27 protein-coding genes, 1 pseudogene and 1 riboswitch are annotated in these 25,703 nt (G+C 46.7%); of the genes and pseudogenes, 21 read left to right on the forward strand and 7 right to left on the reverse strand.

The features are described 5' to 3' along the window. Window positions 1–28: 28 nt before the first annotated feature. From ASG89_RS01980 to glp, 4 genes are all read left to right on the forward strand, one after another. Window positions 29–673: an MOSC domain-containing protein gene (locus ASG89_RS01980; protein ID WP_057308625.1), complete on the forward strand. Its 645-nt coding sequence runs from the start codon at window positions 29–31 to the stop codon at window positions 671–673. Continuing rightward, window positions 670–1,284 (forward strand): molybdenum cofactor guanylyltransferase, encoded by a 615-nt coding sequence (locus ASG89_RS01985; RefSeq protein ID WP_057308626.1) that lies wholly within the window; start codon window positions 670–672, stop codon window positions 1,282–1,284. Before ASG89_RS01980 ends, ASG89_RS01985 begins: the two co-directional genes overlap by 4 nt. An 85-nt stretch (window positions 1,285–1,369) precedes the next feature. Beyond that, complete coding sequence (moaA, locus tag ASG89_RS01990; protein WP_057308627.1) at window positions 1,370–2,374, forward strand: GTP 3',8-cyclase MoaA; 1,005 nt, start codon at window positions 1,370–1,372, stop codon at window positions 2,372–2,374. 30 nt (window positions 2,375–2,404) lie between these two features. Then, complete coding sequence (glp, locus tag ASG89_RS01995; protein ID WP_063867640.1) at window positions 2,405–3,673, forward strand: gephyrin-like molybdotransferase Glp; 1,269 nt, start codon at window positions 2,405–2,407, stop codon at window positions 3,671–3,673. Between the two features lie 124 nt (window positions 3,674–3,797). Here the strand turns inward: glp and ASG89_RS37085 are convergent, their stop codons facing one another. Together ASG89_RS37085 and ASG89_RS38405 are read right to left on the reverse strand one after the other, a co-directional pair. After that, the gene (locus ASG89_RS37085) at window positions 3,798–3,902 is read right to left on the reverse strand and encodes a sporulation protein YjcZ (protein ID WP_200963412.1); all 105 of its coding nucleotides are present in this window, start codon (window positions 3,900–3,902) and stop codon (window positions 3,798–3,800) included. Between the two features lie 158 nt (window positions 3,903–4,060). Next, window positions 4,061–4,855: a stalk domain-containing protein gene (locus ASG89_RS38405; RefSeq protein WP_057308628.1), complete on the reverse strand. Its 795-nt coding sequence runs from the start codon at window positions 4,853–4,855 to the stop codon at window positions 4,061–4,063. A gap of 4 nt (window positions 4,856–4,859) precedes the next feature. Next, window positions 4,860–5,012: riboswitch (cyclic di-AMP (ydaO/yuaA leader) on the reverse strand. A gap of 155 nt (window positions 5,013–5,167) precedes the next feature. Between ASG89_RS38405 and ASG89_RS02005 the strand changes: the two genes are divergently transcribed. The 5 genes from ASG89_RS02005 (at window position 5,168) to lepB (ending at window position 8,958) form a co-directional block, all read left to right on the forward strand. Then, the gene (locus tag ASG89_RS02005) at window positions 5,168–5,833 is read left to right on the forward strand and encodes a PspA/IM30 family protein (RefSeq protein WP_057308629.1); all 666 of its coding nucleotides are present in this window, start codon (window positions 5,168–5,170) and stop codon (window positions 5,831–5,833) included. 129 nt (window positions 5,834–5,962) lie between these two features. Continuing rightward, window positions 5,963–6,625 carry a cell wall-active antibiotics response protein LiaF gene (liaF, locus tag ASG89_RS02010; RefSeq protein WP_057308630.1) on the forward strand — a complete coding sequence of 221 codons (663 nt, stop codon included), beginning with the start codon at window positions 5,963–5,965 and terminating at the stop codon, window positions 6,623–6,625. Between the two features lie 25 nt (window positions 6,626–6,650). Beyond that, window positions 6,651–7,706 (forward strand): sensor histidine kinase, encoded by a 1,056-nt coding sequence (locus ASG89_RS02015; protein ID WP_057308631.1) that lies wholly within the window; start codon window positions 6,651–6,653, stop codon window positions 7,704–7,706. A 37-nt stretch (window positions 7,707–7,743) separates the two neighbouring features. Continuing rightward, entirely contained in the window at window positions 7,744–8,391 is a 648-nt protein-coding gene (locus tag ASG89_RS02020) for a response regulator (RefSeq protein ID WP_057308632.1), read from the forward strand. Window positions 8,392–8,409: 18 nt separating this feature from the next. Then, on the forward strand, window positions 8,410–8,958 hold the full coding sequence (lepB, locus tag ASG89_RS02025) for a signal peptidase I (RefSeq protein WP_057308633.1): 549 nt from the start codon (window positions 8,410–8,412) through the stop codon (window positions 8,956–8,958). Between the two features lie 246 nt (window positions 8,959–9,204). Here the strand turns inward: lepB and ASG89_RS02030 are convergent, their stop codons facing one another. Continuing rightward, complete coding sequence (locus ASG89_RS02030) at window positions 9,205–9,900, reverse strand: hypothetical protein (protein ID WP_057308634.1); 696 nt, start codon at window positions 9,898–9,900, stop codon at window positions 9,205–9,207. Between the two features lie 130 nt (window positions 9,901–10,030). Here ASG89_RS02030 and ASG89_RS02035 point away from each other — a divergent pair, with 130 nt between their 5' ends. Next, window positions 10,031–10,477 carry a GNAT family N-acetyltransferase gene (locus ASG89_RS02035; RefSeq protein ID WP_057308635.1) on the forward strand — a complete coding sequence of 149 codons (447 nt, stop codon included), beginning with the start codon at window positions 10,031–10,033 and terminating at the stop codon, window positions 10,475–10,477. Window positions 10,478–10,522: 45 nt separating this feature from the next. Here ASG89_RS02035 and ASG89_RS02040 read toward each other — a convergent pair whose 3' ends face one another. After that, complete coding sequence (locus ASG89_RS02040) at window positions 10,523–10,891, reverse strand: hypothetical protein (protein WP_057308636.1); 369 nt, start codon at window positions 10,889–10,891, stop codon at window positions 10,523–10,525. A 190-nt stretch (window positions 10,892–11,081) separates the two neighbouring features. Here ASG89_RS02040 and zwf point away from each other — a divergent pair, with 190 nt between their 5' ends. From zwf to ASG89_RS02060, 4 genes are all read left to right on the forward strand, one after another. Continuing rightward, window positions 11,082–12,617 carry a glucose-6-phosphate dehydrogenase gene (gene zwf / locus ASG89_RS02045; protein WP_057308637.1) on the forward strand — a complete coding sequence of 512 codons (1,536 nt, stop codon included), beginning with the start codon at window positions 11,082–11,084 and terminating at the stop codon, window positions 12,615–12,617. Window positions 12,618–12,787: 170 nt separating this feature from the next. After that, window positions 12,788–13,861 (forward strand): metallophosphoesterase family protein, encoded by a 1,074-nt coding sequence (locus tag ASG89_RS02050; RefSeq protein ID WP_057308638.1) that lies wholly within the window; start codon window positions 12,788–12,790, stop codon window positions 13,859–13,861. Window positions 13,862–14,006: 145 nt separating this feature from the next. Next, on the forward strand, window positions 14,007–15,590 hold the full coding sequence (locus tag ASG89_RS02055) for a peptide chain release factor 3 (protein WP_057308639.1): 1,584 nt from the start codon (window positions 14,007–14,009) through the stop codon (window positions 15,588–15,590). Between the two features lie 124 nt (window positions 15,591–15,714). Next, entirely contained in the window at window positions 15,715–16,515 is an 801-nt protein-coding gene (locus ASG89_RS02060; protein WP_235549563.1) for a YheC/YheD family protein, read from the forward strand. On the opposite strand, the gene ASG89_RS02065 is transcribed toward ASG89_RS02060, so the two are convergent. Beyond that, window positions 16,510–17,874 carry a putative bifunctional diguanylate cyclase/phosphodiesterase gene (locus ASG89_RS02065; protein WP_057308640.1) on the reverse strand — a complete coding sequence of 455 codons (1,365 nt, stop codon included), beginning with the start codon at window positions 17,872–17,874 and terminating at the stop codon, window positions 16,510–16,512. The genes ASG89_RS02060 and ASG89_RS02065 overlap by 6 nt on opposite strands. 271 nt (window positions 17,875–18,145) lie before the next feature. On the opposite strand from ASG89_RS02065, the gene ASG89_RS02070 reads away from it, so the two are divergent. The 4 genes from ASG89_RS02070 (at window position 18,146) to ASG89_RS02085 (ending at window position 22,301) form a co-directional block, all read left to right on the forward strand. Then, a complete protein-coding gene (locus tag ASG89_RS02070) occupies window positions 18,146–19,186 on the forward strand; it encodes a LacI family DNA-binding transcriptional regulator (protein ID WP_057308641.1) in 1,041 nt (346 codons plus the stop codon). Window positions 19,187–19,365: 179 nt separating this feature from the next. Next, a complete protein-coding gene (locus tag ASG89_RS02075) occupies window positions 19,366–20,529 on the forward strand; it encodes a Gfo/Idh/MocA family protein (protein ID WP_057308642.1) in 1,164 nt (387 codons plus the stop codon). Window positions 20,530–20,551: 22 nt separating this feature from the next. Beyond that, complete coding sequence (locus tag ASG89_RS02080) at window positions 20,552–21,184, forward strand: ThuA domain-containing protein (RefSeq protein WP_057308643.1); 633 nt, start codon at window positions 20,552–20,554, stop codon at window positions 21,182–21,184. 19 nt (window positions 21,185–21,203) lie between these two features. Beyond that, entirely contained in the window at window positions 21,204–22,301 is a 1,098-nt protein-coding gene (locus ASG89_RS02085; RefSeq protein ID WP_057308644.1) for a Gfo/Idh/MocA family protein, read from the forward strand. 129 nt (window positions 22,302–22,430) lie between these two features. Here the strand turns inward: ASG89_RS02085 and sspI are convergent, their stop codons facing one another. Beyond that, window positions 22,431–22,634 carry a small acid-soluble spore protein SspI gene (gene sspI / locus ASG89_RS02090; protein ID WP_057308645.1) on the reverse strand — a complete coding sequence of 68 codons (204 nt, stop codon included), beginning with the start codon at window positions 22,632–22,634 and terminating at the stop codon, window positions 22,431–22,433. A gap of 176 nt (window positions 22,635–22,810) precedes the next feature. On the opposite strand from sspI, the gene ASG89_RS02095 reads away from it, so the two are divergent. From ASG89_RS02095 to ASG89_RS02105, 3 genes are all read left to right on the forward strand, one after another. Continuing rightward, a complete protein-coding gene (locus ASG89_RS02095; protein WP_057308646.1) occupies window positions 22,811–23,470 on the forward strand; it encodes a potassium channel family protein in 660 nt (219 codons plus the stop codon). Between the two features lie 8 nt (window positions 23,471–23,478). Beyond that, on the forward strand, window positions 23,479–24,279 hold the full coding sequence (locus tag ASG89_RS02100; protein WP_057308647.1) for a TrmH family RNA methyltransferase: 801 nt from the start codon (window positions 23,479–23,481) through the stop codon (window positions 24,277–24,279). Between the two features lie 269 nt (window positions 24,280–24,548). Then, window positions 24,549–24,821 carry a helix-turn-helix domain-containing protein gene (locus tag ASG89_RS02105; RefSeq protein ID WP_057308648.1) on the forward strand — a complete coding sequence of 91 codons (273 nt, stop codon included), beginning with the start codon at window positions 24,549–24,551 and terminating at the stop codon, window positions 24,819–24,821. A gap of 219 nt (window positions 24,822–25,040) precedes the next feature. Here the strand turns inward: ASG89_RS02105 and ASG89_RS37385 are convergent. After that, a pseudogene (locus tag ASG89_RS37385) lies at window positions 25,041–25,263 on the reverse strand (IS110 family transposase); the annotation flags it as partial. Window positions 25,264–25,703 lie beyond the last annotated feature (440 nt).

The following is a 25,703-nucleotide window of genomic DNA, read 5'->3' on the forward strand; positions in this document are numbered from 1 at the left end:
ATCCTGTTCGGAATGAGGAGCATTTGCCATGCAAATTACATCTATCAATGTGGGGTTACCCCAGATTATAACTTATCAAGGTAAAGAGCTGACTACGGGGATTTATAAGAGACCGGTCAGCTCCTCTTTGTTTGTATCGAAGGTGCAAATAGACGGGGATGGGCAGGCGGATTTAACCGTACATGGCGGTGTTGATAAAGCCATCTGTGTATATCCAGAAGAGCACTATGCCTACTGGGAGAATTTGAGGGGACATTCATTGGACGCCGCTACCTTTGGCGAAAATTTGACAGTCCTCGGCTTGCAGGAGCATGAGGTTTGTATTGGTGATCAATTTGCCATTGACGAGGTTATTGTGCAGGTCTCACAGCCTAGGCAGCCTTGTCATAAGCTAGCAAAGCGCATGGATTGGCCAGAAGCAACGCTGCACGTTCAGGAAACGGGATATACAGGTTATTATTTTCGCGTGCTGAAAGAGGGCTATATTTCACCTGATTCCAAGATGAAACTCATGGCTAGGGATGCAGCGGGTGTGACGGTTGCGTTCGCCAATCGGATTAAATATCACGATAAGTTCAATATCGATGCGATCAAAAGAGTACTTTCTGTAGATGCGCTTTCGGCCAGCTGGAAGCAATCGTTCAGGAAACGATTAGCTGAGCTTGAGGCATGATTACAGGTGTTATTCTTGCCGGGGGCTTGAATCGCCGCATGGGTGGAAAACACAAGGCCCTTCTACCTGTGCAAGGCGAAGCTATTCTTCTGAAACAATTGAAAGAAATGTCACGTGGATGCGAGCAAATCATTGTCGTGACCAATGACATTGAAATCCTTCAGCCGTTGCTCGTTGGGGTTAAGGATATTGAGGTGCAGTGTGTGAGTGACCATTATATCCAAAAGGGACCGCTGAGCGGTATTCACGCTGCCATGAAAGTCGCAAGCGCATCTCATGTATGGGTTGTTGGCTGCGACATGCCTTTTATATCCGTAGATGCTGCAAAGGTGATGGCAGAACTGTGCCTCGAGTTGAATCTGGATGCGGTTATCCCCGAGATAGAGGGCCGTCTGCATCCCCTGCATGGGATCTATGCAAGAGAAGTTGGGCCTGAAACCGAGCTGTTGCTGGGGCAACAGAATTACCGATTGATGGGGCTGCTAGATCATTTAGATTGGCAGGCTGTGGATGGGGATTATTTTGCTCAACGAGGTCTACGAACGAATTTCGTTACCAATATTAATACACCCGAAGAATACGTTGTTATGTTAGATAATCTACCATTATAATTCAATTTTCTGGAGAGAATGCTTAGAAATCTAGGATTTTGTCAGAAAATATGTCATAATGGACAGAGAGAGAAGGTGAACTCCGATGCCAAAGCTGCTATTGGATCGTTTTGGACGGATGCATGATTACCTGCGCATCTCAGTGACTGATCGTTGTAATTTGCGTTGTGTATATTGTATGCCGGAAGATGGAATGGAATTTGAACCGGATGAGAAGCTGTTAACTTTTGATGAAATAACCGAGATTGTCCGAGTATTGGCTGGACTTGGCGTTCGCAAATTGCGATTAACTGGGGGAGAGCCGTTGGTCCGTAAAAACCTGGAGGTGCTAATCGGCAGGTTATCACAGATTCCCGGTATCGAAGATATAGCATTGACTACGAATGGGATTTACTTTGCATCACGGGCTGAGAAGCTTCGTGCAGCAGGGCTAACTCGTGTAAATATTAGTTTGGATTCCTTGAGGGCAGATCGGTTCTCATTAATCACCCGTGGTGGTGATATCCGTCGCGTGCTGGCTTCCATTGAAGAAGCATATCGTGTAGGGATTACGCCGATTAAGCTGAACGTGGTGCTGATGAAAGGCATTAATGATGACGAGATTGCTGATTTCTTGCAAATGACGATTGATCGACCGATTCAAGTTCGATTTATTGAATATATGCCTATCGGTCATCAAGACGAGGATTGGAAAAAGCGTTATGTATCCCTTACAACGGTTCTCGATCGCTGCAAGGAAATGGGTTGGGAAGCAACAGCTTCGAATGCGGTGTATGGCAACGGTCCAGCACAGAATTATCGCATTGAAGGGGCATTAGGCTCATTCGGTCTCATTCATCCGATTAGCGATCACTTCTGTGAAACTTGCAACCGGCTGCGCTTGACAGCAGATGGTAATATCAAGCCTTGCTTATACTGGTCAGACGAATTTAATGTGCGAAAATATATCGGAGATGATGCTGCGGTAGAAGACTTGTTCTTCCGAGCGCTGGATATTAAACCACAGAATCACGAGATGGCTCAGGCTTTGATGAATGCAGAGCAGTCACATACACCAACACTTCGTCGAATGTCACAAATCGGCGGTTAGCTAACGGGCACAAGGAGGCATGGGAAGCAAGTGAGCAGCGAATTGAAGCTTAGGTTTGGCCGTAAAGTGGTCTCGGTCGATGAGGCAAGAGCCGCACTTTACGAATACGTTAAACCCACAGAGACGGAGACTGTTTCGCTTCCGACGTCTTTCCGCAGAATATTAGCAAAGGATATTTATGCGGATCATGCAGTGCCACATTTTCGCAGATCAGGCGTGGATGGGTATGCTGTACGCGCTCAGGATATCGCTGCCGCGAGTCCGGACAGTCCGATTGTGTTAGATGTTATTGAGAGAATTCCAAGCGGTACTGTACCGAAGTGTACGGTTCAAGCAGGGACGGCTGCTCGGATCATGACGGGGGCGCCTGTTCCAGATGGTGCGGACACTGTTGTAATGCTGGAGATGACGGATACCTTGCACGATGAGGCATTGTCATCATCGGATGTCAAGGTGAAGATTAAGAAAAATGTACAAGCGGCAAGTAATATTACGCCGATTGCTGGAGAAGTTTCCCGCGGGGAGTTAGTAATCTCGAAGGGAACTCGGATTGGTCCAGGAGAAGCCGCGATATTAGCGACTTTCGGGTTCTTCATGGTTGAGGTGTTCCGAAGGCCAAGAGTGGCTATTTTCTCAACAGGTTCAGAGCTCTTACAAGTCGAACAGGAACTGCAACCAGGGAAAATACGTAACAGTAACAGTTACATGTTAGCGGCTCAAGTGGAAGCGAACGGGGGAGCAGCTTTCATCATGCCAGCCCTCTCGGATGATCCTGAGCAGGTAGAAGCTGCACTTGAAGCTGTTCTGTCTAATGTCGATCTTATTCTGACTTCTGGCGGTGTCTCTGTTGGCGATTATGATGTGCTCGTTGATTTATTCGGTCGATTCGATGGTAAGCTATTGTTTAATAAAGTAGCAATGCGGCCAGGCACTCCAACGAGTGCTGCGTTATGGAAGGGCAAGCTGCTCATGGCGCTGTCAGGTAATCCTGGTGCTTCGTTCGTAGGCTTCGAGCTATTCGCTAAGCCAATTATTAAGGCGATGTTAGGGAGCCAGCGCCCTGAGGCGGAAGAGTTAACAGCTTTCTTGGATGTTCCCTATGATAAACCCTCTGCATATCCGCGCTATATACGAGGGACCACACGGGTTGAGGCAGGGTGCTTATGGGTAAGACCAGCAGGCATTGATAAATCGAGCATTATGGTATCGATCAAAGATGCGGATTGTTTGATTTGGCTGCCAGCTGGGGGGCAGGGCTATCAGCGAGGCGATAACGTAAAGGTGTTTACAACGCGATGACCTAAATGAACTTATCCTTTTATATGTAATACATAATACATGCTTTAATGAAAAAGCCCGCTTGCTGAAGCTTCGAAATGAGAAGCTTCAGCAAGCGGGTTATTTTCTGAGGCGGAAGATGGTCTTAGTAGAAAGTAGCAAGAATGATGACTAACAGTACATAAAGAACAAGAATAACGCCTACAGAATTTCCGTATCCTGGCGTTCCACAACCAACTACAGCTGCCATAAGTATCCCCTCCGGTTTTGATGTGATGTGGGTTAAACACTATACAACATATGTAGGTGGGAACCCTGTTGATTGGACATTTGCCCTTATTCGATGGAACATTGACCTACAAAAAAAAGCTGCGCAAGAGTGTTTCCTCATGGCAGCTTTTTTCTGATTTAGTTGGGGATTTGATACACTTTAATCTTCTGGAACCCAAAGCTTCGCAACGATTTCCTTGAGCCTGGAATAAAGATGTCCATTCGATTTCCTTTAATAGCACCGCCCGTATCTGTTGCGTAGACGTACATGCCGCCTTTAGGAAGGCCACTAAACGAATAGCCTTCAATATAAAGCTTTGTGCCAAGTGGAATGACGGAAGGATCAACAGCTACAGTGCCGATCTCTAGTGGGTTGCCCATGTAATCAAAGGCTCCATAGCCGCCATTCTCAGAAGGATCTGCCGAATAAGCTGTAGATTCAAATATTTGATAATCAGGTGCATGTTCCCCGCCATCTTTACTTAAGATAGCTAGATTACTGCTTGCATCCCACTGCACAGGTACGCCTGCGGCTGTGGAAAGAAAGCGAAGAGGCACATATACACGTCCATTTTGATACTGAGAAGCACCATCTAAGACGACCATTGAATCATCAATGCTAGCTTCTTTTTGCCCTGAAACTAAAGTAATCGTATGTTTGTCGTTATTTAGTGTTACCTTAATCTGACTGCCATCTTTCTGCCAATTCACCGTATATCCGAGCTTCTCCGTAACAAAACGAAGCGGGACCTGGGTCGTGTGGTTGCCATCCAAAAATGGCTGTGCATCAGGAAAATGGATCAGGTCATCATTGACTTGCACTTTCACTGCCATTTCAGCCGCTTGGGCTGTTGTAAATGGGGAAAGAAAGCCGCCAGCCAACACTGTTAGTGAAACAGCAAGGCTAGTTAACCCTTTGATAAGCTTATTCAATTGGTAATCCTCCTTCTTGAGCCTTCGAGGTTAGTTGACGGGTTCGGGAAGAAGGTTCTCCCTAGTCTGCTCCAAGCTGAAGCAAATATTCACCCCAAGTATTTCGTCCCCCGTACCAGTGCCTTCATGGATGCACCAGACTCGGCTTCAAATATTTTAGCATTACCGGCATGCTTGGACAACAACCAATATATGGTTATACCTTAACATACTAGACTTAGGTCTAGGTTCAAAAACAGTCGATAGTCGGTTTTAGAACCTCAGAAATTGAGCTACGATAAGAGTATGATGAAGGATGAGGGGCGATTGAACATGAATAATAAGAACCGGGAAATTGATCCTACTAATATACTTGACCGTATTGGCAAAATGACTGAATCTGTCTGGCACGAGACCATTGGTAAAATGAATCCTGGCTCTTATGATAGCAGCCAGATAGCTCAGCTTGAGGAGCGCTATGAGGACGCGCTGCAGGCAACGATTGCGCTGCGCAGTAACATCGCCCGAGCAGAAGAGATGGCGAAGCTCCGCGGCGAGCAGGCCGAGCTTGCGATGCGCGCTGGTGAAGAGGATCTCGCGCGGCTCGCACTGCAAGAGAAGCTGCGCGAGGAAGCCGCGAGCGAGCACTACCGCGCGCAGTACGCGAGCAGCCAGGACCTGTGCCTGGCGCTCGCAGAGGAACTGCGCGGGCTGCGTGCGGGGCACGCAGCCGAGGATGTGCAGCCGCGCGGCGGGCTGCACGGCAAAGAGGCTCGCGACACGTGGCGCGAGCTGGAAATGACCGGCCGCGAGCTCGGCCGGGAAGCGATGCAGGGGCTCCGCGTGGCGGGCCGCCTGTCGAAAGAGACGCTGAAGGAAGCCGGCGGCAACCTTCAGCACGAACTGCGCTCGCTGCGCAGCAAGTTGCAGCACGATTGGCAGCAGGAGCAGCGTGCGCGCGACCAGCACGATCAGCACGATCCGCGCAACAGTAAATAGCCAGGATGGTGACCTCCACGAAAGCAAACCCTTGCGCTATAAGGAATTGCATCTTGGAGGTCGTCCATTCTTATGGTATGCTAGGAATCGTATGACGAAAGAGAAATGGCAGCCAGAGGAGGTGCATCGATGGGAGAAGAAACGAAAAATAACCGCAGCCGGAATACAGCGCTTGTGCTGATTGGAGCCGGTGTTTTTTTGCTTCTGGAACGTACCATAGGCTTTTTTCCCATTTTGGCCGTAATCCTTATATTGCTGGGCATTCATCGTGTTCGTTCACGCAAAGAGCGCAAGGGTTATGTGTTGATGGGGGTTGGTGCTGTCATTTTATTTGGTGATCATCTCACCATTGTCATCTCTGTTGTATTGATTTCATTAGGTTTATTTTTCATTAGATCTAAGCAGGTCCACAAGGATGATACGTATACCCAAAAGCAGAAAATTGTTGACAGTGTTCGCCTAGGCCGAGAGCCATGGATTCAACGGAATACCTCGACTTGGTACTTGGTGGGGGAAACGTATATGGATCTTTCAATGGCCATTCTAGAACAAAAAGAAACGACAGTTATCCTACAGGGTGTTGTAGGAGATATTGATATAAAGGTACCTGATGATATCGGCGTTTCCGTTACAGCTTCTGTCATGCTAGGTCAGCTTCAAATCGCGGAAGAAAAAGAGTCAGGTGTGATGAACAAAGTCGTTTGGCAATCGCAGAATTATCAACATTGCGACCATCGGGTGAAACTCATACTCTCTTTCATCGTAGGAGATATCAAGGTCAAAGTATTGTAACTTTCTTTAGGGGGTTCTTCACCAAGTGGATGGCTACAAACGACGATTAACGAACATGATCTGGCGCAGCATGGGGGAAGCCATCCTTTTTAGCTTCGCCGTTTTTGGAGCAATGCTGTATTTTCTGAATTCAAGTCATTTGATTGAGCCCTTCACCAGCTGGCAGCAGGGGGTCAAGTTCTCGTTTATGGCCTTATTGATTCTGGGTATCATTGGGGCAGTGTTCGGTTACTGGAACAGCTCTAAGGTAACACGCAGGCTGGAGCCGATGATGGAGACGATGATTTTATTAGAAAAGGGAACATTTGCCCGAGAAGGCTTTCAAAACGGGGATGATGATGAGATTGGACGTTTAGGCGAACAACTCGGCCGTATTATGAAGCGATGGGAAGAGCAAGTGACCTCCCTTCAGAGGCTGTCGAATAGTAATGCTGAGCTTACCGAGAAAGCTAAGCTTTCCGCGGTTATTGAAGAGCGCCAGCGATTGGCGCGCGAGCTGCATGATGCGGTAAGTCAGCAATTGTTTGCTATATCTATGACAGCTACGGCTGTTGGACGGACATTGGATAAAGACTTTGAGAAAGCGAAGCGGCAGATTCATCTTATTGAAGAGATGGCTTCCGTCGCTCAATCCGAAATGAGAGCCTTGTTGCTGCATCTGAGGCCGATCCATCTCGAAGGGAAACGACTGTCAGAGGGACTCGTTGAGCTCTTGAAGGAGCTAGCGGCTAAGGTTCCAATGGCAATCAGCTGGGATATGGATGAGGAAATCCGCTTGAACAAAGGAATCGAGGATCATTTATTCCGAATTGTACAAGAGGCGCTTTCGAATGCCCTGCGTCACTCTAAGGCGAATAAGCTGGAAGTGAAGTTGCTGCATCGATCAGACGGCATCCGATTAGTGATCCGCGATGACGGTGTTGGTTTTGAGCTGGATGCGAAGAAGCTGACTTCATACGGCATCGTGTCCATGAAAGAACGCGTGAACGAAATCGGTGGTTCGGTGGATATTATTACAGCGCCAGAACGAGGTACACGTATCGAGATCCGAGTGCCAATCTTAGCAACCGAACCTCAATGATCGAGAATGAGCATCGTACATAGAGAGGAAGAAGCGAATGGACGACACCTTAATCAAAGTACTACTTGTCGATGATCATGAAATGGTCAGAATTGGACTTGCGGCTGTTCTAGGGACGGAAGATGGGATTGAGGTCGTTGGCGAAGCGAGCAATGGCCACGATGGCATTCGTTTAGCCCAGGAATATCGTCCTGATGTGGTACTGATGGACCTTGTTATGGAAGGTATGGACGGCATTGAAACGACAAGGAATTTATTGCAGCTATACCCTGATTGTAAGGTCATTGTATTGACTAGCTTCTTAGATGATGAGAAAATGTATCCTGTTATTGAAGCGGGTGCCTTCAGTTATTTATTGAAAACCTCGCGTGCTTCCGAAATTGCGCAAGCGATTAGAGCCGCGGCCAAAGGGCAATCGATTCTGGAGTCGCAGGTAGCTTCAAAAATCATGAATCGCTTCCGTCAACCGAAGCCGGCTGCAGAGCCGCATGAGGAGCTAACGGAACGCGAGATGGAAGTGCTCCGCTTGATCGCGAAGGGCAAATCGAATCAAGAGTTGGCTGATGATTTATTCATTGGCGTGAAGACGGTGAAATTCCACGTCACCAACGTTCTATCCAAGCTTGGCGTAGAAGATCGCACGCAAGCGGCGATTTATGCCTTTAAGCACGGACTGGCGGAATAAGGCAAGGGAGCGATAAATTTGAATGTAGTCAAACAGATTTGGAGCTGGTTTGGTTCCATTGCAATTTCCTTTGTATTAGTCGTCTTTCTAGGTGTTTTTGTATTTCAATCTACGAGAGTTAGCGGCCATTCGATGGATCCGACTTTGCATGATAGCCAGCGAGTGTATGTGTCGAAATTGTCGCATACCTTTCACTACGAGCCTAATTATGAAGACATTGTCATTATCGATTCTAGGGTTGAGATGAAACGGACTTTTAAACATGATTTGTTGGACAGCCCATTACTCAGCTTATTTGTTCGAGGCGATGATAAGCATGTATGGATCAAGCGTGTGATCGGGAAGCCAGGGGATCAGCTTGAGCTTAAGGATAATCAGATGTACCGAAATGGCGAGTTGTTGAATGAGTCTTACATCAACGAGGAAATGAGAGCAAACGGGAACAAAAAGTGGACCGTTCCGGCTGATCATATTTTCGTGATGGGGGATAATCGGAACAATAGTATGGATAGCCGCGTCATTGGCTTCATTCCTGTTGATCATGTGTTAGGTAAGAAGCTATTTTAATTAGAAGAGGCTGTATCGCCCGTAGATGATTCTACTTGGGGATACAGCCTTTTTGTATGAGACTGAATAAGGAAGAGCCTGAGTCGGCTGGAAGAAGCTTGAAAAGGCTTGAATAAGCTTGCTTTGCGCTTTAGATGTAAAAAATACAGTTAAATTAATCGGAATTAGCTGGAATCCGCGAATAGATGGAAAATGTACATTTAATTCTCCACTTTTGGTGGAAATGAAGGAGATGTGGGGCCCCGCTTACATCTTCGCATCCAACAATATGCCGCGCATCGGAACCGGCAAATAGGCCTCAAGCTGCGATTGATATTGACCGTATGGCTTGAGCGGTGATGAGGAAAGTTGAAATAATGAGACGGAAGGCAGCTGCTGCAGACGATCAATACTGCCCACTAAGGAGCTTGCGAAGTTGGCGAGATCAAATAAGCTTGTGCGGTTAATGCCACTAGGTTGATTTAGCTGCTTCTCTAGGACTTCAGGCTGGAGCGTCAACTTGCCAGTATCACTCTTGGTAATGCCGAGATCATGCAGTGTGCTAGGCTTTGCCGCTCCTTCCAGACCTTGAAGCAAGGCATGACTTACATAGTCAGGTGCATCCCCTAGCTGATCTTGTAACTCATTATATGTATGAACAAATGTTTGAAGGTTCTGGGTGATGTCAGTGTGGGACTCTTTAGTCAGGTTGAACGCAGTTGTGTTGACGAGTGTCTGAGCGGATAGCTTGACGTTCTGCGTAGATTGAACTAAGCCAGCCACGTCCTTGGCAGCCGTCTGCGCGAACTGCTTGTAGGCGAGTTGCTCATAAGGTAAATCCAACATTCGCCGTATGGTATTCGATTTACCACCATTGACCGCACTTACAGCGCCAACACGGTAATAGTCTTTATGAGTTTGATACCTGTTCACCGCCATGACGGATGGGTAAGCATTGATCATTACGATCACCTCATTTCATATACACTAAGTATATCACCCCAGTAGACTGGGGTAAATTGGTACTTGTGGGGTCAATTACGGGATTACCTACATAAGATAGCATTATTGCTTCTTGTGGAGGCGGTGCCATGTGATACGCAAACGTTTGGCTACCATTGACGACGCTGCTATATATCGATTAGTTGTTGAACAATTAGTCCCTTTTTCTAGAATGTATGATTCAGGAAATTCTGTGACCTACTCGGAGATCCGTAAGCGGCTGAACGCCAATAAAACGTTCGTCATCGCCAAAGGGTACAAACGGCCTTACGGCTTCATTTCGGTCATACGTAAAACGAGTAAGCTCTTCATAGATATGCTGGCTGTTGATCCGCGCGAGCAGGGTAAAGGCATTGGACATACGCTTATGAAGGCTGCTGAAGACTACGGGCGTAGTGAACGTTGCTATACGGTGGAGCTATTTGTTGATGACAGCAACCCGAAGGCGATCCGATTTTATAGTAAAAGAGGTTATGAGATTGATTCATATGTACCTGAACTTAGCTGTTATCGGATGAATAAAAAGTTGAAACGTTGAGAAAAGGGCTGTAGATGAGCTAAACATCCACAGCCTTGATTACCATTATTCACTAAACAAGGCGGCAATATAGTCGATTTGAATATCTACAGGACGGGTGGGCTTAGCTGGTGGGGCTTGTAAAGGTCCGCCAAAACGGATGAGACCGAAGGAAGACAGCTGCTCTTGTGTTGATGGCTGATTCGGTGAAACGGGCTGAGCTTGCTTCTTTTTCCCCTTTTTCGTAGGCGTAGGCTTGGTGTTTTTGGAAGAGGACTTGATGCTTGCTTCTTGATTGTCATTTAGGATGAGCTTGTTTTTCTCCACGCGACTAACGATTCCATATATCTCAGAGCCATTCGTTAAGTAGACAAGAACGGGCTTTCCTATAAGGTTTTTGCAGCTTTTTGCGGTGATTGGATGAAAGGGTTGCATGACTAACGGCACCTCCGTATTCGTATGTACTGTTAGCCTATGCCATGCTGATTGTAACGGTATAGACGAATGTCTAGTTTCTCATAAGAAAATGTTATGGGTTAAAGTGACTATATAAGTTGAATAGCTTGACAATTTTAGGTATGCTAAGCATATTAACTAATTCTAATAGAGAAAGAATGATGCATAGATGAGTGGAGCTGTGTTTTATATTTTCGGAGCAACGGGTGATTTAGCGAAAAGAAAACTGTTTCCAGCCTTTTATAGCCTTTATCGGGAAGGCAAGCTGGGAGATAACTTTGCTGTAGTTGGTCTGGCTCGCAGACCGCGGACGAATGAGCAATTTCGTGAAGACGTGAAAAATTCGATTCAAGATTTCGCTCGTTACAAAAATACGGATGCTGCAGAATGGGAGAAATTTGCCCAAAGATTCGAGTACATGTCACTCGATATTAACAATGTCGCAGGTTTCCATGAACTGAATACACTGACAGCGAAATTGGATGAGAAGTACCAAACGGGCGGTAACCGTCTGTTCTATTTGGCACTTGCGCCTGAGTTGTTCGGCAATGTGTCGTACAATTTAAGTGAGGGTGGCTTGCTCCAAACAGAGGGTTGGCATCGCTTAGTTATTGAAAAACCATTCGGCTACGATTTGCCGTCTGCAGAGCGTTTGAATGGACAGCTTCGTCAAGTGTTCGAAGAGAAGGATATTTACCGCATCGACCATTATTTGGGTAAAGAAATGGTCCAAAACATTGAGTTCGTTCGTTTCGCGAATGCTTTCTTCGAACCGCTTTGGAATAATAAATACATAGCGAACATCCAGATCACGTTGAGTGAGACTGTGGGTGTAGAAGAGCGCGGTGGCTACTATGACCACTCTGGGGCTCTTCGCGATATGGGTCAGAATCACATGCTGCAAATGCTGATGATGATGGCGATGGAACCGCCTAGTCGTCTGCATCCCGAGGATATCCGGGATGAGAAGGTGAAGGTGCTCCGTTCACTACGTCTATTCGAAGACGGTGATGATGTACGTGCGAACGTGATTCGCGGTCAATATGCCAGTGGTTCTACCAAAGGCAAAGCTCTCCCTGCTTACCGTGAAGAGGATTCTGTGAATCCGCAATCGACGACAGAAACTTATTTTGCAGCGCGTGTTCACGTGGATAATTTCCGCTGGGCGGGTGTGCCATTCTATATTCGTACTGGAAAAAGACTACCGGTCAAAACGACAGAGGTCGTTGTCGAATTCAAGAACATTCCAAACAATGTTTATTTGGCTAAAAAGCATGAGTTAGAGCCGAATCTCCTCGTATTCCGCGTGAATCCGATGGAAGGCATCTATTTGAAAATGAACGCAAAACAACCTGGTTCAGAAGGCGTGATCGTACCTGTGGCGATGGACTTCTGCCAAAGTTGTCAAATTGGTATCAATACGCCAGAGGCTTACGAGCGTTTACTGTATGATGCAACTCGCGGAGATTCCACTTACTTTACGCGTTGGGATGAAGTCGCGCTTGCATGGTCTTATGTGGATCGCATCGCGGCTGCATGGGGCGAACAGACAGATGACCTTAAGCACTATCCTGCTGGCTCATGGGGTCCTGCAGAAGCAGCGAAGCTCTTGAGTGATGATGGATTTAAGTGGTGGCCGATTAATGGCCAGAATGAAGGAGAAGTCGATTGGGAAGCTGTTCAGAAAACAACCGTATTGGCTTAAAATAGGTAGTGAATCCAACAGGCGAATTCGCCTGTTGGTTTTTTGCGTGGAGGTACAAGCGCAGTAAGAAATCGCTCCATGTTGTCGAGTCTGAACGACGTAAAGGACACAATTTGTGGTATACTAGTGAATATGGCCATTTTTTCATTTTATACACTTGAGGTGCATTGATGTCACGAAGAGCGTTTGTGCGATGGCTGCTCGCCATTGGGGCTGTTTTAGTAGGATTAAGTGCTTGGTTTAGTCTGTTGGTTAAGAAAAAATTCATTCCCGAGGAACAAGCAGTTGCCGCACCCTTGGCTAGCTCCGAGCCTCCTCAAGCTACGCCAGCGCCTTCGGAGGAACCTTTGCCTCTTGGCCCGTTGATGTCCTTTTTTATCTTAAGTGATTTACATGTTACTTCGGGAGATTCTCTTCCCAACAAAAAGCTTAGACTTGCGTTAGATGATGTCACTCAGTTCGATGGTCCTGTCGATGCGATTATGCTGACCGGTGATTTGACGGATACAGGAACCGAAGTTGACTATAAGGCATTGCGTGCCATATTGAACAATTATAAGCTTCCGCCTATTCATGGGAACATGGGAAATCATGATTATTATACGATTTGGATTAATAAAGCGAATAGTTGGGATCAGGATAACGTGCCGAACGGCAAAAGTGATGAGGTAAGTAGAGAGCAGTTCAAGAAGTTCATGGGCTATACTTCCATTTATAATGATTTTACGACGAACGGACACTCTATCCTATTGCTGTCACAAGAAGCTTACGTGCAAGAGAAGCCTGAAGTGGGTGAAGGTGCATGGTACTCCGATGAACAACTTGCTTGGTTCAAAGGAAGACTGGGCAATTTATATAAACCAGGAAGACCTCTATTCGTGATGACGCACCAACCATTGCCGCCTGTTGGCACCAATGGGGCTACTCACCAGCTCATTCGGGCCATTCAGTTCCGTGAAACGTTGAAGCCTTACAAGAATGTATTCGTCTTCTGCGGTCATCGTCATCAGGATTTTCAGAATGGGACACCGCACTATATTCAAGAAACGTTCCATTATTTCCATAATGCCTCTGTAGGGAGAACGCTGAACCGCGCGTATCAACAAACTGCACAGGATAAAGCACAGGGGATTTATGTGCAAGTATTTGCAGATAAAGTGGTTGTGCGCGGCAGGGAATTCAGTAATCGCACGTTCATCGAAGAAGCGAACTGGACCGTTCCCTTGGAGAAAGCACACGCTTGATTCTGAAGAAAGTCTATATGTATATGAGCACCGGAAGTTCCAGCTGAATGCAATATTCGATGTCGAATACGCTTCATGGACTACTTCGTGATCAAAAGTGGACTTTTTGAACTACCTCTAAAATAAGAAGGGAATAAACGAACACATGAAAACGCAACTCACAAAAATTCTCGAAACGGAAGTCGCTAAACGACGGACGTTCGCGATTATTTCTCACCCGGATGCCGGGAAAACAACACTAACAGAGAAACTGCTCTTATTCGGGGGCGCTATCCGTTTAGCCGGAACGGTTAAAGGTCGTAAAGCAAGTAAACATGCCACATCAGACTGGATGGAAATCGAGAAGCAGCGTGGTATCTCCGTAACGTCAAGCGTGATGCAGTTCGACTATGAAGGTCACCGCATCAACATTCTAGATACACCAGGTCACCAAGACTTCAGTGAGGACACCTACCGTACTTTGACAGCTGCCGATAGCGCGGTGATGTTGATCGACGTTGCCAAAGGGGTCGAGACTCAGACGAAGAAGTTATTCCAAGTATGTCGTATGCGTGGGATTCCTATTTTCACTTTTGTTAACAAATTGGACCGTGAGGGCCGTGATCCTTTCGAGCTGTTAGAAGAGCTTGAGGAAGTGCTCGGCATTCGTTCCTATCCGATGAACTGGCCAATTGGCTCAGGTAAGCAATTCTGTGGTGTGTATGACCGTGGGAAATCGCAATTGGAACTGTATCAAGGCGATGATCATAGGGAGATTGAAGTCCGCAAAGTTGATGGCGTGGAAGATCCGTTAGTAAAACAAATCGCAGGTGATTTCCTGCATAAGCAATTGTGCGGAGATATCGAGCTGCTCGATGTCGCTGGGGATCCTTTTGATATGGATAAAGTGATGAAGGGTGAGCTTACGCCTGTCTTCTTCGGAAGCGCAGTGAACAACTTCGGTGTGCAGACGTTCCTAGAGAACTTCTTGCAGCTGGCACCACAACCTGAGCCTCGCACAAGCACAGCAGGTGTGATCGAGCCAACGAGAGAGAAATTCTCTGGCTATGTGTTCAAAATTCAAGCGAATATGAACCCGGCTCACCGTGACCGTGTAGCTTTCTTGCGGATCGTCTCCGGAAAGTTCGAACGGGGAATGTCCGTGAAGCATGTAAGGCTTGGCAAGGATATTAAGCTGGCGCAGCCGCAGCAGTTCCTAGCACAAGATCGTGATATCGTGGAAGAGGCTTTCCCAGGGGATATCATTGGTCTATTCGATCCAGGTATTTTCCGGATTGGTGATTCCTTAAGTGAAGGTGAAGAGGTCGTTTTCGATGAACTGCCAACGTTCTCACCGGAGCTATTCAGCAAGGTATCGATCAAAAATGCTTTGAAACAAAAGCAGTTCCTGAAAGGGATCGATCAGTTAACGGAAGAAGGGATGATCCAAGTCTTCACGACGATTGGTTTCGAAGATATGATTCTTGGCGTCGTAGGCCAACTTCAATTCGAAGTACTGGAGCACCGGATGAAATCGGAGTATGGTGTGGATATTCTTTTGCAACGTCAGAATTATCAATTCGCGCGTTGGATTGTCGATGAGAAAATCGATCCAGCTAAATTCCGCATTAACTCCCAATTGGTGAAAGACAAGAAGGGGAATTTCGTAGGCTTGTTCGAAAGTGAATATGCGCTGCGCTCTTCCATAGATAAAAATCCAACCGCACAGTTCTTAACAAGTGCGCCTTAATAGCTAGCAAGTATGAAGAGGCTTTTCCTGAAGATTTCAGGGGAAGTCTCTTCTTGCATGTTGTCGCCAATGCTTCGTCGTATACATACACTAGGATGGGAGAATTCGAAGCTGGAGGCTAAGTATGAAGAAAATGAGGAAGAAAAATGTAAAGAATCCGCTATCATTGAATAAGGCGAGATACGTAAGCAGTAAAATTGGCAAAACGAAGGCCGTCGAGTCTGTCGAATCACTTCGCAAGTATGTGCCAATCACCAAACGCATGACTTCTGTATCCTTAGAAGAAATGCTCGAAGAATATAAAATGGTCTATGTGAAACCCAATATAGGAATGTTCGGGAACGGTGTGATCCGTATCGAATTAGCAGATGAAGAGGCCGAACGGCCCTTTTCCTACCAATCTGGGGTCACGATCAAAAGGTTCAAAACCTTCGCGGACATGTACGTCTCGCTTATCAAGGTGACAAGGAAAAGGCCTTATCTAGTACAGAAAGGGATTCATCTGTTGACCTACAAAGGGAACCGCTTTGATCTCCGCGTTATGGTGCAGCAAACACCAGCTCGTAGATGGGAGACTACAGGGGTTATCGGCCGCGTGGCACATCCTGCAAAGATTGTTACGAACTTTCATAATGGGGGTACGTTGAAATCTGTGGACACCTTGTTAAAGAAGTATTTGCCACCTACGGAGAGAAAAGGGTTTGTAAAGCAGCTGCAAGTGATGGGAATCCAGGTGGCCAAGGCGACGAATGAACGGTATAGAGGGGTAAAAGAAATAGGCGTCGATGTCGCCTTAGATAAAGACCTGCATCCCTGGATTCTGGAAGTGAATACAAGTCCGGATCCTTATATTTTTCGGAGATTAAAGGATAAGCGTATTTTTGCCAAAATCAGAAAATACGCCAGAGCATACGGCCGGTTATGAAATCATAACCGGTCTATTGTCATACATATGAAAAGTCTGTTCGATATCATAGGCGGAAATCGGAGGGCTAAGCAAGAACCCTTGTATCGTTGTGCAGGTTGTTTCCTTGAGAATATCTAGCTGGCCGACATCTTCAACCCCTTCAGCGACAACTTGGATATTAAGGGCATGTCCGAGGTGGATGATGGCGTTCGTAATCGCCAAATCATCGGAATTGCTTTGAATATTTTTGACGAAGGAACGGTCGATTTTGAGGCAATGAATAGGAAATTCCTTCAAGTAATTGAGGGAGGAATAACCAATCCCAAAATCATCGATGGAGATGGAAATTCCTTGGGAGCAAAGCTTATCAAGGACGGCGATCGTTTTCTCCATATTTTGCATAATAGAGCTTTCGGTAATTTCGAACTCCAAATAAGAGGGGTTAATGCCGGTTTTTTGAATGATATGAATAGCTTTATCTGCAAAGTTCTCATCTTGAAACTGGCAAGGCGAAATGTTGACCGCAACTTGATAATGGAGCTTATTTTCAGCGAGCCACCGCGCTTTCTGTAGACAGGCTTCCCGCAATACCCATTCTCCTAGTGGCAAAATGAGGCCGGATTCCTCAGCAACCGGGATGAAATCAGCAGGAGGGATCATGCCATATTGGGGATGATTCCAACGCACCAGGGCTTCTAGACAACTAATTTGACCGGTCGAGAGCTCAAGTCGAGGTTGATAGTATAACAATAGCTGATTCTCTGTGATCGCTTTGTGAAGGTCGGTTTCCATTTGAATCTGATTAGCGAACCGTTGTTGTGATGGCATGGAGTGAAAGGTAATGAGTTTATTCTTGCCTGTTTGTTTGGCAAGGAGGAGTGCTTGCTCTGCTTGGTGGAAAGCCTGCTGTACATTCTTAGGTGTTATCTCAAGGGCGCTCAGACCGAAGCTTGCACGAAGGAAACAGTCCTGACCCTGGTAAGTAAAGGGGGGATCAAATACGTGCGCAACACGATGCAGCGCAGATTGAAGTTGTTCTTGCTTATTTGTTCGAAGAAGAAGGGTATATTCATCATCGCCAGACCGAACGATAAGATCGATGTGATCCAATGCTGTCAATCTGCGGTTTAATTCTTGTAAAAGATGATCTCCGCACCTGTATCCTAGGGCGAAATTCACTTGGCGAAAACGATCAATATCGAAAACAAGACATGCACGGACCCGAGAGGATGAGGTGTCATCGTGTTTTCGAACAGCATGTTCTAACTGGGCAAGGAGCTGCCCACGAGAGTGTAGTCGAGTGATCTGAGACCTGTTCTTGATAGCCTCAATCGTTGTAGACGCAGTGAACTTAAGATGGCGCCAAATTGCTTTCATTTACTATCACTCATTCCCATCTCATAGTTGTCCCATATCCTTTATCATAAGGCTCGAAGCAGAGATAGACAATATTAAGAGTTTGCTTTTATGACAAAAAATGGACATTATTTTCGGGTTTCTTAATGAAAAATTGATGTAAATGTCGATTTATGGCGAAAATGAGCTAATGAGTGAAATTATGAATTTGTATTGACAGAAGCAGCTTCTGAATGAGAAAATGTACGCGTGTACATTAAACGTAAAATTGGGTGGAAAGGAGCCAATCAACATGGTGACGAGAAAAGAGGTTGCCGATTTAGCCAAGGTATCTGAGGCGACTGTATCTCGTGTATTCAATGGACTTGGTCCGATGAAGCCTGCAACGAAAGAAAGAGTTCTCGAAGCAGCGAAGGTACTTGGCTATCATCCGAATGCGATTGCCCAAAGTTTCGCTCGAAGAAGAAGCGGTAATCTGGGTGTCGTGCTTCCTTATATGCCGAAGGTGCATCTGTTTTCTGCGTATTATTTTGCCGAGATTCTTAGCGGGATAGGGGAGCAGGTGAGAGAACAGGGTTATGACTTGTTGTTGTCCCTCCTAACACCGGATGACGATTTGGATTATGGCCGGTTATACCGCTCGCAAAAGGTAGATGCTTGTGTCATTCTCGGGGCGAGAGATACCGAATCACAGCGAAGGTCATTACTGCAATTGCAAGAACAGGGTTTACCATTCTGCTTGGTCAATCAACGATTCGAGGGCTTGTCCTTCCTTGAAGTTGACGCAGATCATGTGGAGGGAAGCTATCAAGCGGTACGCCATTTACTGGATGAAGGCTATCGAAAAATTGCTTTTCTCAACGGATCTCCGCAGTATACCAATTCCTTAGATAGACTTCATGGGTATCAAAAGGCGATGCTAGAAGCCGGCTTAACGATGGATCCTTCCCTGCAATTTGAGGGGAACTACAGCCGTACTAGCGGTTATGAGATTGCCGCAAAGCTGTGGGAGAACCGTGATCAAGTGGAAGCTGTATTTGCGGCTAATGATCGAATGGCCATTGGACTCATGCAAGGACTTCGCGAACGAGGCTGGATCGCAGGGCGAGATTATGCGGTCATCGGGTGCGATGACTCGGATGCGGCGAAGCTAAGTGATCCACCGCTCAGCAGTATTAAAGTGCCCTTCTTTGAAATGGGCAAAGGAGCGGCGCGTGCCGTTCTAGCTAGCATCGGGCAGGGAAGCAGCGAGGCTGGGCTGCAAGTTAAGCTGCCGACGGAAGTGAAGATCAGGCAGTCATCGAAGTCAGGGGCGTTGAGCGCGGGGAGTTGACGGGCTGAGCGATTGATGGCTGGATGGAGGCATTAATAGCTGTATATTTTCCAGTTATTCATGGGAGATGAGTAGATAGGCGGGTAAGTGGTAGGTTATTGTGACTGGTGGCAGGAGCAAGCTACTGGCTGAGAACATAGAGTTTGAATAGTAAACACACTTGGGGAGGCGTGTATGCGATGAAAAAAACGTTCAATATTGGTATGATTGGCTATAAATTTATGGGAAAAGCACATAGTCATGCTTATAAAGATTTACCGATGTTCTTTCCACAGACGGCGATTCCGAAGATGAAGCTCATCTGTGGTCGCGATGAGAGCGGTGTTCGGCAGGCAACGGAACAATTCGGCTGGGACGGGTATGTAACGGATTGGCGCGAGCTGGTGACGAATCCGGATATCGACGTCGTCGATATCAATGCGCCCAGTGATGCGCACAAGGAAATTGCTTTGGCGGCGGCGAAGGCCGGCAAGCATCTGTTCTGTGAGAAGCCGCTGGCGCTAACCCTTGCAGATGCAAGGGAGATGCTGGAAGCGGCTGAAGAAGCTGGCGTGAAGCACATGGTCGGCTTCAATTATCGTTTTGCTCCAGCGGTACAGCTGGCGAAGAAGCTTGTGGAGAGCGGCCGCCTCGGCCAAATCTACCACTTCCGTGCATGGTTTTTGCAGGATTGGATCGTCGATCCGACGTTCCCATTAGTGTGGCGTTTGCAGAAGGAGATTGCGGGTTCAGGATCGCATGGCGATCTAGGCGCGCATTTGATCGATCTGGCGCACTTCCTTGTTGGCGAGATGACCGAGGTGATCGGGATGAGTGAAACATTCGTGAAAGAGCGTCCGCTTCCGACATCGATGACAGGGCTTAGTGCCAAAGGCAGCAAAGATGCACCGCATGGACCTGTTACTGTTGATGATGCGACATTATTCATGGCTCGCTTCGCGAATGGTGCTTTGGGCAGCTTCGAGGCAACGAGATTTGCTCCCGGGCACCGGTGTACGAACTCTTTTGAAATTAACGGCAGTAAAGGCAGTGTGAAATTCGATTTCGAGCGATTGAATGAGTTACAGGTGTATTTTACAAGTGATGATGAGGATGTTCAGGGCTTTAGACGCGTGCTGGCAACAGATGCCTCACATGCGTATATGGATGCTTGGTGGCCAGCAGGACATACGATCGGGTATGAGCATACTTTCGTACATGAAGTTGTGGAGTTGATGACAGCGCTCTCTGAGGATCGTCAGCCGGTTCCGAATTTCGTGGATGGCGTGAAGTGTCAAGAGGTGCTGGAAGCGGTGGATCAATCGATCGCGCAGCGTCGTTGGGTGAGTATTAGCGAAGTCTAAATAGAGAGAGGAGCGGTTTGCGATGAGTCAGAAACAAGCATTGATTGTATGGGGTGGTTGGGACGGTCATCAACCCGAGGAGGTTGCGGGGATTTTTGCGGGCTTGCTAAGAGAAGAGAATTATGAGGTAGAGGTTTCGGATACGTTGGACAGCTTTCGTGATGAGGAGCGCCTAAAAAGTATCGATCTTATCGTTCCCGTATGGACCATGGGCAAAATTGAAAAAGAGCAGCTAACGCCTTTCATTCATGCAGTCGAAGTTGGCGGAACGGGGATCGCAGGCTGTCATGGCGGGATGGCGGATTCCTTCCGAAATGAAGTGAACTACCAGTATATGGTTGGAGGACAATGGGTGGCGCATCCGGGAAATGACGGTGTTACCTACACGGTTCGTATGAAAGATAGCGAGCAGCCACTAACCGCGGGCATCGGTGATTTCGTTGTAGTTTCGGAGAAATATTATATGCATGTCGATCCGGCGATTAAGGTGCATGCGGTGACTGATTTTGATGATGTCGAGATGCCGGTTATTTGGACCAAAACGTATGGTGCAGGCAAAGTCTATTATAATTCACTGGGCCATCAGGCTAACATTGTACGTATGCCAGAGACGTTGGAATTAATGCGACGCGGATTGCTTTGGGCAACACGCTAACTATAGGGGGACATAAGCGATGAGTAAGATGAAGGTTGGTATCATTGGATGTGGAAATATAAGTGCGGCTTATATGAAAAATATTCCTAACTACGTACACTTGGAATTGGTCGCTTGTGCCGATATTGATTTGGGTAGAGCGCAGGCGCGTTCGGAAGAGTTCGGAATTCCTCATGCGTATACAGTGGAACAATTGTTAAGCGATCCTCAGGTGGACATTGTTATCAATTTGACGATCCCAGCTGTGCATGCAGAGGTATGTATTCAAATTCTTGAAGCGGGCAAACATGCGTATGTAGAGAAGCCGCTAGCAGTTACTCGTGAAGAGGGACAGCAAATTCTGGAGGTAGCGAAGCGCAAGGGACTGTTGATCGGCAGTGCGCCAGATACATTCCTAGGCGGGGGTATTCAAACGGCTGTAAAGCTTATTCAAGATGGTTGGATTGGCACACCTATTGCTGCTACAGCTTTCATGATGGCCAAGGGGCATGAGCACTGGCACCCAGATCCAGAGTTTTACTACGCCAAAGGCGGTGGCCCAATGTTCGACATGGGTCCTTATTACTTAACGGCTCTCGTGGCATTACTCGGGCCAATTCGTCGTGTAACGGGTTCAACGGGTGCGAGTTTCCCAGAGCGTACAATTTCAAGTGAGAAGAAGCGTGGACAAAAAATTAAAGTAGATACGCCAACACACGTGGCTGGTGTATTAGATTTCCATAGTGGTGCTATTGCAACCCTTGTGACAAGTTTTGATATTATGGCTGGTACTGGGCTGCCACACATTGAAATCTACGGCAGTCATGGCTCGTTGAGTGTGCCTAACCCGAATAATTTCGGTGGGGAAGTGCTTATTCGCAAACCTAGTTCTGCGGTGTATGAACCGATTCCACTTTCACACGGCTACATAGACAATAACCGTGGACTTGGTGTTGCAGCTATGGCGCAATCGCTGATAACTGGCGATAGTTCAGCACATCGTGCGAACGGCGAGCTTGCCTATCACGTGCTGGAAGCGATGCATGGTTTCCATGACGCGTCTGACTCCGGTCAGCATTATGTCATGAAGAGCAGCTGCGAGAAGCCGGCAGCGATGAATCCGTTGACGGTGCTATAGTAAAAAACGAAATCCTCCTCGTTGGTCAATGACTGATGAGGGGGATTTTCGTTTGCTCAAGGAATGCCGAAGCATTCCTCAGCAAGTTTTAGTTATTTGACATTTGCGATGGACCATACAGGGAGGAATTTACTGAAGATGCGCCTTAAGTGTTTCGACGAGTGTGTCTTGCGTGCTTGCTTCTGAATGCTGCCATATAATTTCAAAAAGAACACCTAACCCAGGTAAGACCCTCTCTTCTCCGCCAATCGAGTCTTCAATAACTTCTTTGAGTTCTTCCGGTGATTTGTCATTAACCCGCTGGTGGATCGCTTGTCTAAGGGTAATATTCATTCAAGAACCTCGCTTCCATTTCATTCTCGCTATTACTATGTGCAGATTAAGATGGCTTCATCCTTCCCACTCTTCGCCAATGCAGGCAGTGCCGCCAGTATTGGAAAGTGAGCTTACAGGGCGGAGTATGGTATAATGAATGGGAAATATTCTGGGGAATATGGAGGAATAGAGCGGTGAGAAAACAATTTGCGATTATTGGGATGGGAAGATTTGGTTCAGCTGTCGCTAAGACGTTATCACAACTAGGATTTGAGGTTCTTGCCATTGATCAGGATGAAGAAACGGTTCAAGACGTTTCCGCTTATGTGACTCATGCTGTTCAAGCTGATTCTACGGATGAGGAAGCTATGCGGGCGCTCGGAATTCGGAATTTTGACGTTGTGGTTGTGGCCATAGGGGAAGATATTCAAGCAAGTATTCTAACGACATTAATTCTCAAAGAATTGGGCATCGCTACGACAATCGTAAAAGCTGTAAATGATCTTCATGGCAAGGTTCTCAAAAAAATTGGCGCAGATAAAATTGTTTATCCCGAGCGGGATATGGGGCAACGTGTAGCCCATCATATGATTTCATCGAATATTATCGATTATATAGAGCTCTCCGCCGATTATAGTATTGTAGAAATGAAAGCATCGAAAGAGATGATTGGCAAAAGTCTGCGTGAACTCGATGTGCGTGCCAAATATGGCTGCAACGTGATTGCGATCAAACATAACGAGGAGATGATCATTCCGCCGAGTGCGGAGGCGCCGATTAAGCAAGAAGATATTTTGGTCATTGTGGGTAAAAATTCGAGTCTTCAAAACTTTGAAGTCACTTTTGCGGAGTAGGTATATTCATGACAAATGCATACATAGAAATCATGTCTGTCCAAAATACGAGAGTCAAGGACTGGGCTCAGCTCTTGGAGCGGCGCGGCAGAGATAAGCAGGGCAAGTATATCATTGAAGGTTACCATTTGATCGAGGAAGCTTTGAAGGCTGGGGCTGAGGTGGAGGCTATCCTTTTTCTAGCGGAAAAAGGGAGCCCTCAGGAGCTCGTCACCCTCGCTGGTGATCGCACCGTCGAGTGGGTCGGTGTAAGTGCGGCTGTGATGGCTAAGTGCTCGGACGCACAGACACCGCAGGGTGTAGTGGCCATCGTGACACGGCCACAGGTTGGCATGGACGAGCTGCTAGCCGGCGAGCACGATCTGATCGTGGTCCTGGACGGCGTACAGGACCCGGGCAACCTCGGCACGATCATCCGCAGCGCGGATGCTGTTGGTGCCAAAGCGGTCGTGCTCGGCCGCGGCACGGTCGATCTATTCAATCCCAAGACGATCCGCTCGACGATGGGATCGATGTATCATCTGCCGATCGTGGAGGCAGATTTGGGTGAGTTGTTGCCGCGCGTGCGTGAGCGCGGCGTGCGGCTCGTGACGACGAGCCTGCAGGCGCAGGGCTCGTGCTACGACACGGACCTGCGGCAGCCGACGTGGCTGATTTTCGGCAACGAGGCCAAGGGCGTGTCGCCGGAAGTTGCTGGGCAGTCGGACGTGCAGGTCATTATTCCGATGCAGGGCAAAGCGGAATCGCTGAACGTCGCGATGGCGGCGACGGTTTTGCTTTTTGAGGCGGCTAGGCAGCGGATGGTGTAAGGATAGGAAAGCACAACCGTTGTGAGTTGTAATTCACTTTGTCATCGTTTGGAACGTCATTTGTCATAGATTTGGAACGTAATTTTGTCACTACTTAGACTAGTCCCGATGTGGCTTAAAGCCTTGATACATCGGGATTTTTTACGTGCTATGCGATTAGGAAGTAAGCATGAATTTAGAATGAGAGCGAATAGAAGTTCGTGAATTTTATCTTGAAAATTTCTGGAATAACTTTTGTCATAAGTCGATAATTTCCAAGGGAGGCTTCCATGAACATTATTGGTGAAAACATAAAAAGGTTGAGAAAGATCCATAACTTAAATCAAGTTGATTTTTCAAATCTAATTGGGGTTTCTCAAGGTAGCTTGAGCGATATAGAAGCAGGAAAAAGTAAACCAGCTGTAGATACGGTTGTTTCTATTTACAAAAAATTTTTGAATGTTCATTGGAGTGGTTGCTTACTGGTTCTATTAACCAAGTGGATGAAGAGGAAGAGTCTGATTATCGTAATTTGCAAACAACTTCATTTGAGAGTGAGTTAATCAGTGCATTTAGAAAACTTAGTACAGAAAATCAGTTAGAAATATTTGAAATTATTAATATAAAACTAAGGAGAAACTAGATAATTTTCTTGTCCATGGAAATGAGAGACTATTATTTCCTTAAATACTTATGGCATAGAATTTCATGAAAATCAGGTAGCACTTCCGTCTGATAAACGTCATGTTGCATTTAAATGGTGGGAGGCTTATTGCGAGTGGGCCATTTTTCACCATGTCGGCAATAACTAAAGCATCTTTTTTGTCGCTTTTAGAGCGTGTATTGTCGCGGTTTTCTTTATTCTTTTTAACTAGGTGAGGATTAATACGGCTTCAATGGCTTGTTTTTGAGCCATCCGGCAAGGCATAGCCAGTAATGGCCAGTCGGCTCCATACCAACGATAACATGAGATAATTTAAATGAAGCTAGCAAGTCGCGACAGATGCCCTAATCTTTCCATACTTTAAGTTCCCCGGCCTGCCTTACGGCGAGTAACGGGTGCAGGGAGTTTACTCCCTGCGTTTCCCTTTAGGGGACGGAAGGGGTGGATCATTTATTAGCTCGGAGGCAAAAACAATTCCCTGGTTGGCAATCTGATATTCGTGGATTCTCACACTTTCTACATACGTCTGAAGAGCATACCGCTAACTATTTACGGGCATTCGCCACTAAGAGCTGCACAAAAGTCTTACGCGGATTTTCTCTTCACCTTACCTGATTTGCCCGCGAGGTAATAAATGATCTCCCCCAATATCCTCGCTCCCTTCAGAATGTAGTTCATGCATGCTGATATCAAATAGTATTAGTTACATCAAACTGCAACATTTTGCCTACCCTTATCTATCTCCTTGGCAATCGCCCATACAAATCCTGCGAGTTCTCTC

Source organism: Paenibacillus sp. Soil766, from assembly GCF_001428105.1.
Classification (GTDB): Bacteria; Bacillota; Bacilli; order Paenibacillales; family NBRC-103111; genus Paenibacillus_E.